11 protein-coding genes and 1 other RNA gene are annotated in these 11049 nt (G+C 40.5%); 5 read left to right on the forward strand and 7 right to left on the reverse strand.

All coding sequences use genetic code 11. The features are described from left to right. The first annotated feature begins 96 nt into the window (after positions 1-96). Both ACED46_RS20320 and ACED46_RS20325 read left to right on the forward strand, forming a co-directional pair. Positions 97-423 (forward strand): hypothetical protein, encoded by a 327-nt coding sequence (locus ACED46_RS20320; protein WP_371722292.1) that lies wholly within the window; start codon positions 97-99, stop codon positions 421-423. 82 nt (positions 424-505) lie between these two features. After that, positions 506-1786: a hypothetical protein gene (locus ACED46_RS20325; protein ID WP_371722293.1), complete on the forward strand. Its 1281-nt coding sequence runs from the start codon at positions 506-508 to the stop codon at positions 1784-1786. 53 nt (positions 1787-1839) lie between these two features. On the opposite strand, the gene ACED46_RS20330 is transcribed toward ACED46_RS20325, so the two are convergent. Further along, positions 1840-2694, reverse strand: coding sequence for a hypothetical protein (locus ACED46_RS20330; protein WP_371722294.1), 855 nt, complete (start codon positions 2692-2694; stop codon positions 1840-1842). A 142-nt stretch (positions 2695-2836) separates the two neighbouring features. Here ACED46_RS20330 and ACED46_RS20335 point away from each other — a divergent pair, with 142 nt between their 5' ends. Further along, positions 2837-3220 carry a hypothetical protein gene (locus ACED46_RS20335; protein ID WP_371722295.1) on the forward strand — a complete coding sequence of 128 codons (384 nt, stop codon included), beginning with the start codon at positions 2837-2839 and terminating at the stop codon, positions 3218-3220. A 174-nt stretch (positions 3221-3394) separates the two neighbouring features. Here ACED46_RS20335 and ACED46_RS20340 read toward each other — a convergent pair whose 3' ends face one another. From ACED46_RS20340 to smpB, 4 genes are all read right to left on the reverse strand, one after another. After that, positions 3395-4891, reverse strand: a complete 1497-nt coding sequence (locus ACED46_RS20340) for a serine/threonine protein kinase (RefSeq protein WP_371722297.1) — start codon at positions 4889-4891, stop codon at positions 3395-3397. 336 nt (positions 4892-5227) lie between these two features. Then, positions 5228-6484 (reverse strand): tyrosine-type recombinase/integrase, encoded by a 1257-nt coding sequence (locus tag ACED46_RS20345; RefSeq protein ID WP_371722298.1) that lies wholly within the window; start codon positions 6482-6484, stop codon positions 5228-5230. Positions 6485-6570: 86 nt separating this feature from the next. Further along, positions 6571-6937, reverse strand: a transfer-messenger RNA (tmRNA) gene (gene ssrA / locus ACED46_RS20350). A gap of 66 nt (positions 6938-7003) precedes the next feature. Then, positions 7004-7489 carry an SsrA-binding protein SmpB gene (gene smpB, locus ACED46_RS20355; protein ID WP_004735156.1) on the reverse strand — a complete coding sequence of 162 codons (486 nt, stop codon included), beginning with the start codon at positions 7487-7489 and terminating at the stop codon, positions 7004-7006. Positions 7490-7608: 119 nt separating this feature from the next. Between smpB and ACED46_RS20360 the strand changes: the two genes are divergently transcribed. Together ACED46_RS20360 and ACED46_RS20365 are read left to right on the forward strand one after the other, a co-directional pair. Beyond that, positions 7609-8037 carry an SRPBCC family protein gene (locus ACED46_RS20360; protein ID WP_004735157.1) on the forward strand — a complete coding sequence of 143 codons (429 nt, stop codon included), beginning with the start codon at positions 7609-7611 and terminating at the stop codon, positions 8035-8037. 3 nt (positions 8038-8040) lie between these two features. Next, the gene (locus ACED46_RS20365; protein WP_004735158.1) at positions 8041-8352 is read left to right on the forward strand and encodes an RnfH family protein; all 312 of its coding nucleotides are present in this window, start codon (positions 8041-8043) and stop codon (positions 8350-8352) included. 200 nt (positions 8353-8552) lie between these two features. On the opposite strand, the gene bamE is transcribed toward ACED46_RS20365, so the two are convergent. Further along, entirely contained in the window at positions 8553-8912 is a 360-nt protein-coding gene (gene bamE, locus ACED46_RS20370; RefSeq protein WP_004735159.1) for an outer membrane protein assembly factor BamE, read from the reverse strand. Positions 8913-9079: 167 nt separating this feature from the next. Beyond that, the gene (recN, locus tag ACED46_RS20375) at positions 9080-10744 is read right to left on the reverse strand and encodes a DNA repair protein RecN (protein ID WP_371722299.1); all 1665 of its coding nucleotides are present in this window, start codon (positions 10742-10744) and stop codon (positions 9080-9082) included. Positions 10745-11049: the final 305 nt, after the last annotated feature.

Here is an 11049-nt window from a genome sequence, read left to right on the forward strand (position 1 = left end):
AAAGGATCAGATCGCAGGACTCGAAAAAGGTTCAATTGATTTAGGCAACAACGCCCAAATGAATACAAAACACCGGGCAGTGGTAGGTTAGTGCCTTTGCACCCTAATTTAATCGAATTGGGCTTTATTCCCTATTCAGTTGAGAAAAAAGGAAAGTTATTTCCTGAATCGGAGCAGAAAGGTAGACCACTGAGCTACAAGGCCAGTAAGTGGTCAGCATACTGGCGGAAAAAACTGAATCTTGGAAGAGGGAAAAATCTTATTTCCTTTAGGCATAGTTTTATCGATGAACTAAAAAAATCAGGCGTGGAACTAGAAAAAAGAGCACAACTTGCTGGACATAGTATTAATACTACCGCAGATGTTTACTCGAAGGATTATTCTATGGATGTGATGTTAGACGTCATATCGATTATTAAGTAAAAACACAAAGTTAATAATATTTAGGGTGAAACTCCTAAGGATTTTTTCGCCCTAAATTTGTCAAAATTAAAAAGAGAAGAAGATGAAAAATGAAAGTGCTGACTTAATTAAAGTCAAACCACAACTAGATGATAAAGGTCGTTATGGTCTTGTTGGGGACTTTATGGCAAAACTATCAGATAGTACCGAAGCAATACCTGAATTTATGGGAGCAGAAGTAATATCTTTTTTAAGCGCTTCAATTAATAGAGGTCAAGTAACTACAAGTTTCGGCGCAACAAAAACTGAACCACGGTGCAATGCTCTCATGGTTGCGGGAACAGGAGAGGGGAAAGGCCTTTCATCTAAGCAATTTCGTGCTGTAAAACCTTTTATCAATGATCTACAAATCCTTTCACCTGAGCATTCGGGAGGTTTATCCTCATCAGAAGGCTTGGTTAATAGTATTAGAGATGACTCAGAAGATAGTGACGGAAATATCGTTGAAGGGGTTTTGGATAAACGATTGTTTGTGACTGAAGAAGAGTTTTTTAATGTGATTGCGAAGTCCAAGAGTGGAAGTAGTACTTTAAGCTCAACGATTAGGTGTTTATTCGATGGAGGAGAACTGGCACCTTTGACGAAGTTTAATCGCATTGGGTGTAAGAAACCACATGTTGTAATTTATGCCCACGTTACCCCTAAGGAACTAACTGAAAAGCTGAGCTTCATCGAGATATCTAATGGTTTTTTAAATCGGTTCCCAATTTTTTATGGTGTGAGGCAGCCTGACGTACCTTTTCCTAAGTGTATGAGAGAAGATGTACTAGAGGAATTGGCGGAAAGCCTAGAGAGGGTTCTCATTTGGTGTAATGAGGAAAAGAGAGAACTTACCTACTCTGATGAATATCGAAAATTATGGGAGGAAAACTATTCTAGACTAAGAAATCTTGGAGCAAGAGGCTCAATTGAAGCTGATTTATTAGTCAGAGCTAGGCACTATACTTCTATGTATGCGATGATATTTGCCGCTACGGATTGTAGTTTAGTTATTGAGAAGCATCACCTTGATGCAGCTTTGGCATGGATTGACTATTGGCAACAATCAGTTAAGTACATTTATAATACTGAGATTCAATCAGTTATCGCAAATGAAAAGTTGCAGGTTTCAAGGGCTGTTTATCAAGGAATTGTGAAGTGTATCCGTGATAATGGAGGAAAACCTATAGGGAAAACACCTTTAACCAAGTTGTTTTCTGGAAGGTTTACCGCAGCGCAAATTTCTGAATCTTTGAAGTATATGCAGGAGTTAGCTAATCCTCCTATTGCAGTTGTTCTTCTACCTAGAAATCAGCACGAAATATCTCTAAGAAAACGAAACTAAAAAACACAGAAAGCTCCGAATACTGAAATGGCAGTTCGGAGCTTTCTGTGTTTTTATCGTTTGAACTTTCTTCCTGAAACAACTTCAATTTGATTTAGTGATTCCTCTAGCTTATTTATAGTCTCTTGGCTATTGTAAGAACTACTATTAACTAATGATAAGTAAGACTTGTTTATTCGATTGAATTGTCGATTATCCTTTTCGGCAAAGGCAGAAAACCATTTATCGACTTGCTTTTGAATCCTTTCTATATTCTTTAAGTTTTCTAAATCTTTAGATTGATAATGCTTCCATATTTCTAATTTTTTAAATTTTCTTAATTCAGATGGAGTATAGTCTCTAAAATTCAGGCCAATATACTTTAAAACAGCGATATTGAATGCAGTTTTTAAAGCCTTTGTGGCTTTTTTTTGCTGTAATTCCTTAAGTATTCGCGTGTTTTTGCCTGCCAGAACTTTACCAATTATAAGATGAACGTGGTCACCACTTCCTGTGCTAATGTTTTTGTTTTGTCGATGTAATACAGCTCTAATATTCTTTTTAAAATAATATTTATCCTGTTCTTCCAAATTACAAATGTTGAATAATGATGTACAACAGTAGTTTATGACCTTATTCCACTGTTCGTTATTAGGTGTCGCTACATCTTTAGGTAACGTTAAGCAATATTCCATCGCAAAAGATGATAAATGCCGACCGGGTTTCCTACCCATCTGTTGACGAAGTCGATATTGCTCACCGATTAAATCAATATATCGCGATGTATATTCATCGCCAATAATCGAATGAATCTCGGTTGTGTTTTTATGATTTGGGTGATTTTTCGATGTTAAGTAACGCTCTCGAGATGCAACACCTTTACTTCCGAACTTTACGGGTTGAGTTATAACTGTCCAGTTCTTTATCATTTTAATTTTAGTGTATTACTTAAATTAAATTACCGCAAAAGTATTTATTTTCTCAGGGTTCAAGATAGGACAATTGCTTCGCTTAATTAGTCCATCTTGTTGGGGGAGCCCCAAACCCCTTGAAAATATCTGAGCATTTAATATGTTTAAAATAAACACTATGGAATTTTTGGATAGTATTAATATAGGAATAGATAGATCAAAGTTGAAGGCGGCTAAGGAGTTATCAAAAAGGGACCGACGTTATAAAGATATATTGTCAATGGTTATTAGTTATTGTGAGGAAGTTGAATTCATTAAAGATAAAGATAAAGATAAAAAGGAAAGAACACATAAATTTGAATGGTTATGCTCCGTGGTCGATATTCATTTATCTGCAATTATGTTGAATGATCAAATCGATGGTAATGATATTCCAATGGACACTGAGATGATACAGGAAGACAATGAGAGCAAAGCGAAGCAGATTGTTGAAAGCATAGCCCTCTATTTGGTAGCAGCGTCACCTAAACTTAAGTGTAAATAATTAGAAGTAACTCTTCAGATAGGAAGAGTTACTTCATAATACCTGCCGCACTACGTTTGGCTGCTCATTTATACTCTACATGCGAGCATATAGCAGAATAAATCGAGCTTACTTTTGGACAAACCTTCTTGAGACTTTAAGCACTTACCATATGGTAAATATCAACTACCAAATTTAAAATGCGCTAGAGACAAACTCTAAGACCTCTTTGATATCAAGTTGTTTTACCTGCGTGCTATATATGTGCATGGCGCCAACATGGTGAATTTCTTTAACAAGTTCACTGCTGGAAAACGCGAAAGGGTCTGCACGCTGTTCGCTTCTTCTGCCAAAGCTTGAGACCTTATTCCTAAGCACGTACCAGTCGCCATATTCATCTTGATCTGAATCAACCAACACTATATTTATTCCGCGGCCATCAAGGCATTCGATTGTTCCCCAACCCAAAACTGGTTTTTGTTGTAACGATGGCTGAGTCCGGTGGAGAACCCGTTCACCCCACATATTATCGCCATATGACTCCATAACATCACTGTCGCTAATATGAGCAAAGTAAATATTTACCTCTTTACCATCAAATAGTAACTGACAGGATAAACTTCCGTAGGCAGATTGCTCTTTTAACTTCATTAAAGAGTTATTACCTGAAACTCTGTTAAAATCTTCAACAAAGGCTTTCAGAGGCATTACAATTTCATTGTTAAACTGAAAGTCTAGGATGTCTGATTTTCTCTTTTTCTCATCAGCTAATTTTTGTTGTGCTGATAAGTTTCTTTCTTGTTCAAGATCTCGAGAAACCTTACTATCAAGGATTTTATTAATTACTTCTTTGTTTTCACTAACATTCTGCGCAGAACGGTATAAATCTTGTCTTACAGAATCCCAAGATTCATAGCGGTGACTAGGTTTTTTAGCAATTAATTTATTAATAACAGCAGAAACCTTAGCTGAAATACTTGGGTTAGCCGCTGACAATGACTCTGGAACAGCAGTTAAGTGAGCTTCTTCCCAGTTATTTGGACAGCCATAAGCATGTTTTAAAGCTGCTATTTGATAAAAAACATGTCCGATCGAGTACATATCCATCTGTATGGTGTTTTTATCTGAACGATATGCCTCAGGAGCGATATATGGTTCAGTTCCCCAACCTTTAAATGTACGAGAACGGGTCTTGTCTTGAGCTACTTTAGCAAGACCAAAATCAGCTATTTTAAATACACCATTGTTAATAAAAATATTGTCAGGTTTAATATCCCTATGGACCAACACACTATTAACAGCTTCCATACCATTGATTATCTGGTGGAAAATTTCTAAGCATTCACTCTCAGATAATAATGTACTCTTAGATTTAAGAAAGTCTTCAAGCGAACCACCATTGGCTAGTTCCATCACTAAATATGGAGTGTTGGGTTCTGAGAGACCATTATGGAAACCAACATAATTAATAACATTCTCATGCTTAACTGTTTGAGCTTGTTCCCATTCGTTAAATAACGAACGATAATTATCATCATCGGGAAGAAAGTATTGAAGAGATTTAATGGCTAGTTTGGATCCGTCATCTGTGTTTTCAATTTTGAACACATGCCCCATCCCTCCTTGCCCTAAGAACTCACTGATAACATATTCTTTTTCTGAAAATTTTATAGAATCATTTATTCTGAACATATACATTCTTACTCAAATTTAGAACAATTTAGCCTTAGCATATAAGATTTATTATATGGACGATGTCAACGCGACAATGTCTTGGTTAACGCCATACAAATAATGATGAGGTTCAGCGGTTTCTCTTTGCCTCGATTCATTTAATTATCGCAAAATTTGATAGTCAAGAACTCGTTTTAGATCGCATTAACTCATAAAGGTGCATAAGTGAGTCAAACTGATTTGTGCAACAGGCTGCTGCACAATTGGTGGGTGGAGTTTGCCCCGCAACCTGTTGGCTAAATTTTTCTAGTGAAGCTTGACCGCTACCTAAACACTTTCCGGAGCTGAAATGAGTTATTTGATTACCTTGATAACGTCAATTGCTTGTTTCAGTTTTCTAAGGCACATGCCTTTGCCGTACCTATCATAGGTGATATTGTTTTGAGAATGCCCTAAGAGTTCACCAGCAAGAACAGAAGAGGTCTCAGCATGTTTAAGCTGTGTCGCGACAGTATGGCGAAAAGAATGGAAGTCATGACCACGTTCAAACCCTAACGCTGTTTTGAACCGCCCAAACCATTTGGACGCAGCAGTAGCGAATCCATCACGTTCTTGTTTAAGGGCAGGGAAAATACGCTCATGTTGCACGCTGCTAATGTAATCAATGAATCCTAACTGTAAAAGCTTGTCGTGAATGGGGATTAACCTGCGGCTACTGTTGTTCTTGAGCCGTTGTCCAGTGAGCTTATCGTCAATCCTGATTACCCATGTATCATCCTGTTTGAAGATATCTTCTCTATACAGTTGACACAGTTCGTTTAAGCGTGCGCCAGTGTATAAACCCAAGAGTGGTAGCCAGTAGTAATGTGGGTGTTTGTACTTTTTCTGGGTGTGGATCTCTGTGCTAAAGAGTTTTTGAAGCTCAGCATGACTATAGGCGTTTTTAGCTTCACTGTCCTTACGAGTCTTTTTGAATCTCATCCCTTTAAATGGGTTGATGTCAGTCATCTCCATCTGTAAGCACCACTCAAAGAATGATGAACATTTCTGGATGTAATCTTTCACGCTTTCTGGGCTAAGGGTAGGGAGTTGATACTTCTTGTTAGCTCGGATTAGCTGTTGCCCTTTCAAGCCATCAAATTTCTTATGCTTTTTGGCATTAATAGGGTATTGGCTTAACAGGGTTCGGGCTTCTTCTGCTTGGAGTCTGCGAATATCTTTGATGCCTTTGGCTTTGAGCAGTGTCAGCACGATATAGCATTTGGCATAAGCCATCTCGACGGTCTTAGGGTTTACAAGGTCTTTCTTCGACTCTCGGTACTTTTCTAAGCACTTGAATGCAACCAGCGATTGAGAGCGTTTCAGGGCTATGGCAGGGTTGCTCTGTTGCTTAGGTATTGATTTATTTTTAGCGGAGTAGGGCTGACTATGTTTGATGGAGGTGCGGATCTCAAGTTCAAACTGTAGTGCTTGGATGATGGCTGCCTGTTTGTCCGAAGTTCGCAGTGACTTTTTTACTTCTGCGCGATCATCAAAGAGGTATCTGTGTTGGGTCGGAACTTGGAATCGAAAGTGCCAGTTGCCAGATTTGGAGAGGTTTAGGTAGCGCATAGTTTAGTACCTTGTTTCAGTACCAAACAGCAAAAAAAAAGACCGAATCAACGAAAAATCGTTTAAATTCAGTCTCTTATAGTGATTGGTGGAGCTGGCGGGAGTTGAACCCGCGTCCAAAAATCATTCATCATTGGCACTACATGCTTAGTCGATCTTTAATTTCACCAGCAACCTGCGAACCGACACGCTAGTTAAAGGCTAACCTGAATTGTTATTCGCGCTTTTCCTCTCAGGTGGGAGAATCCGCGCTAGCTAGTTTGGGTTTGATCTCTTATTGGTCCCCGTCTTACGAGCGGAAGCTAGGGTAAGAGAGCTCTGAGCAGGTTATTAAGCTGCTAGTGCGTAGTTTTCGTCGTTTGCGACTATTTTTTTGCGGCTTTTAACGTGGCCAACCGCCCCACGGCATGCACCTCAGACTTCAAAATTCCTGTCGAATCCTAAATCAGCCCCAAGTGTTATTTGCATAGTACCAGAAAAGCATTGCCTGTCTAGCACTGTGCGTTTAAGTGCTTAAAATTAACGCAAATTACTCTTCATAATTCGTGCTTTATCTCTCGCCCAGTCTTTTTCTTTCATATCAGTACGTTTATCGTGCAGCTTTTTACCTTTCGCTACACCAACTTTAATCTTCGCCCAAGAGCGAGACCAGTAAAGTGCGGTTGCGACAAGTGTCATGCCTTCACGGTTAATACGACCGATAAGGTTGTCGAGCTCTTTTCTCGACATAAGTAGTTTACGGATACGTGTTGGGTTCGCCACGATATGAGTACTCGCCTGAGTGAGCGGAGTGATCGTCATACCACTGATGAATGCTTCGCCGTCTCGGATGTAGACGTAGCTTTCTGCGATATTGGTTTTGCCTTCACGTAGGGATTTTACTTCCCAGCCTTGTAGCTCAAGCCCCGCTTCTATCTCATCATCGATGAAATATTCGTGGCGAGCTTTCTTATTAAGCGCAATGGTATTACTACCGGCTTTTGATTTTGATTTATTCTTTGCCATAATGGCCTCATTATACGGATTGCACCCTAGTTGGGGAATCCTTTTTATTTGCGCTCTGGCCCAATACAATTAAAATTGCAGTTTGTGTTAATGTAACGCTGTCTTTAACAGGAGTCTATATGCCAAAGGTTACTCGTTCAGCATTAGTGTCGTTTAGTGCCGACCAGATGTTCAGCTTGGTCAATGATGTTGCTCGTTATCACGAGTTTTTGCCAGGGTGTTCTGGTTCACGTGTGATCGAATCTTCAGATTCAACTATGGTGGCTTCGGTTGATGTCTCTAAAGCTGGTATCAGCAAAACATTTACCACATCGAACCGCTTAGCGGATGGTGCTGAGATCTTGATGGAGCTGGTGGATGGCCCGTTCAAAAAGCTGCAGGGCGGTTGGTATTTTACTCCGCTCGATGAGCAAGCGTGTAAGGTTGAGCTTAAGTTGGAGTTTGAATTCTCTAGCCGAATGATTGAAATGGCATTTGGTAAGGTTTTCAATGAGCTGACGAGCAATATGGTCAGTGCTTTTACTCAACGCGCGAAACAGGTTTACTAAGCCATGACTATTGAATCAGATATGATCCACGTAGAGGTTGTGTTCGCGCTTCCGCACGAGCAGCGTGTGTTTACCTTGGTAGTGAACAAGAACGCGACCGTTGAAGAGATCATCGCACAGTCTGGTGTTTTGGAACTGTATCCAGAAATCGACTTAGCTAAAAACAAGGTTGGCGTATTCAGCCGTAACGTTAAGCTAGATGCGACGGTTCGTGATAAAGATCGTATCGAAATCTACCGCGCATTGTTGGCTGATCCAAAAGAGATTCGTCGTAAGCGTGCTGAACAAGCAAAAGCGGCCGCCGCTAAATCGTAATGCCAAACAAATTTAACTAAGAAGAGAGCTCGCTATATTGGCGAGCTTTTTTGTGCCTGTTAGTTAGACAACGCAGCTAATTTGTTAGCAGATATTAAAAAGCCTGCTCGTGTTAGCAGGCTTTTGCGATTCTTGCTTTGTCGACTGATAGCTTTATCGGCTAAGAGCTTTGTTGACTGGAAAGCTTTGTTGGTTGAAAGCTAGCGAAGGCTTTCGAAGAACTCATCACTGGCTTCAAAATCACCGTTGATCGTTACTAGGGTGCCTGTGGCATCAAAGTTAACGACTAGGTTTTTCTGAATAGGGTCTTCATGGCCTTTTTGGTGGTGGTAAATGTAATACCACGTATCTGGGTAGCCGTTTTCGATAAGCATTGGTGAGCCCATAACGTAACGAACTTGTGTTTTTGTCATGCCAAACTTGAGCTGATCGACAGCTTCTTGTTCAACATAGTTACCCTGATTGATGTCAATTCGATAAACCAACTTCTCTAGTAGAGAGCAACCGGTCAACATTGTTAGTGCAAGTGGAACTGCAACTAACCACTTTTTAATTCGCATAGTTTGAGATCTTTCTTCGCTAAAATACTGCCTGATAATAAACAAGCTCCAGCAAGAAGTAAAAAGCTCCTTGCGCTTTGAGCTTGTTATGACTGGCAATTTTGAATTAAGTTGCAAAATTGCCAAGAATTTTCGGTAAATTATCAGAAAGTTGCCGAATATGTAACCTAAGCTGCGATTAATAACTCTTTTGCATTGGCAAGTGTCGATTCGGTAATTTGGCTGCCACCAAGCAGTCGAGCAAGCTCTGAAACGCGTTGTTGTTCATCAAGCGTGTGCATTTGGGTCTCGGTTTTACCTGATTTCGTGTTCTTCGCAACAAACAGCTGTTGGTGACCGCAACCGGCAACTTGAGGTAAGTGCGTCACACACATCACCTGCGTAGATTCGCCCAGCTTACGCAGCATTTTTCCGACAACCGCAGCGGTTGGCCCACTGATACCCACATCGACTTCATCGAAAATCAGGCTTGGTGTATCCACTTTTTGCGCTGTAATCACCTGAATCGCTAGTGAGATTCGTGATAACTCACCACCAGAAGCCACTTTAGCAATTGGCTGCATTGGTTGGCCTGGGTTGGTCGAAACAATGAAGGTCACGTTATCCATACCCAATGGGGAAGGGTGCGTGTTGGTGTTGTTCACTTCAATGGCAAACTGCGCTTTTTCCATGCTCAGCTCGTGCATGCTTTGCGTGATCAGCTTGTTGAGCTCTTTTGCGTAACGAACGCGAGATTTATGAAGCTTCTCGGATTTAGCCACGAACGATTGGTATTGGTTTTCTACCTCGTTTGCCAGTTCTTCCAATTTTTCATCAGAGCAATCAAGCGCTTCAACTTGTTGTAGTAAGTCTTGATGGTGCTTATACAGCTCTTCAGGTAACACGTGGTGTTTACGAGACATCGACATCACTTTAGAGAAACGCTCCTCAACGTAAGCCATACGACCGGGATCAACATCAATGCTGTCTAGGTAGGTTCTTAACTCGTTGTTGGTCTCTTCGATCTGAATAATGGCTTCAGAAAGCAAGTTCGGTAACTCGGCCAATCTTTCATCTAGCTCAGCTAGCTGAATTAAGGAGTTATTGGCCGATTGCAGAATACCAAGCGCATTAACTTCTTCGCCTTCATAAATAAGCTCGATAGCTTGCTGACAGGTTGTGGCCAGTTCTCCGCTATTGGAGAGGCGCTTATGCTCTTGTTCGAGGTCTTCATATTCTTCCTCCCCAATAGACAGCTCATTTAACTCTTTGATTTGGTATTCAAGAAGTTGTTTTTGAGCTTGGTTTTGCTGGCTATTTTCACGTAACTCTTTTAAGTGGTTATCCGCTTGTCGCCAGGCTTGATAAGCATTACGTGTCGATTTCAATAGGTTCAAGTGGCCTGCGTATTGATCAAGCATGGCCATTTGGTAATCGCTTTTCATCAACTGGTGATGCGCGTGTTGACCATGGATGTTGATCAGCAGTTGTCCTAGCGATTTCAATTGCGAAAGAGGGACAGGGCTACCGTTGATGAATGCACGAGAACGACCTTCTTTTGAGATGGTTCTGCGCAGGATGCACTCACTGCCATCAAGCAATTCGTTGTCTTCTAACCAGCGGGTTGCATGCAGATTGTTCTCAAGTAAAAAAGCGGCACTGACTTCGGTTTTTTCTTCACCTTGTCGAACCATTCCTGCATCGGATCTTCCCCCAAGACATAAGCCTAAAGCATCGATAGCGATAGATTTACCCGCACCAGTTTCCCCGGTGATTGTTGTCATGCCTTTAGATAGTTCTAGCTGTAAAGACTTAACAATAGCGAAATTATTAACACTTAAATGAGCCAGCATTTTTATTTACCTGTATAACTGAACAATACTGTATATAAGTTCAGTATATACTGTTTCTTTATACAGTAAAGTCGACAGGTGAAAATTTTTTGCGACCGTTATCAGAATTGAGGTTGTTCGTAGATCACTGAAACCGCTATAGATTCCCAACTCAGTCGTTCCTCCCTCTTGGGAGTGGAGGTATAAGGAACTGCAGAGAAGCTAGAGCCGACGGGCTTTTACTGGCAATAAAAAGGCTGACGAATGTCGTCTAATGCCGATCGTTTAAGAAGACTTGAACGATCCTGCAGTTAGCAGATAATCCC

The sequence above is a fragment of the Vibrio sp. 1S139 genome (assembly GCF_041439475.1).
Taxonomy (GTDB): domain Bacteria; phylum Pseudomonadota; class Gammaproteobacteria; order Enterobacterales; family Vibrionaceae; genus Vibrio; species Vibrio crassostreae_C.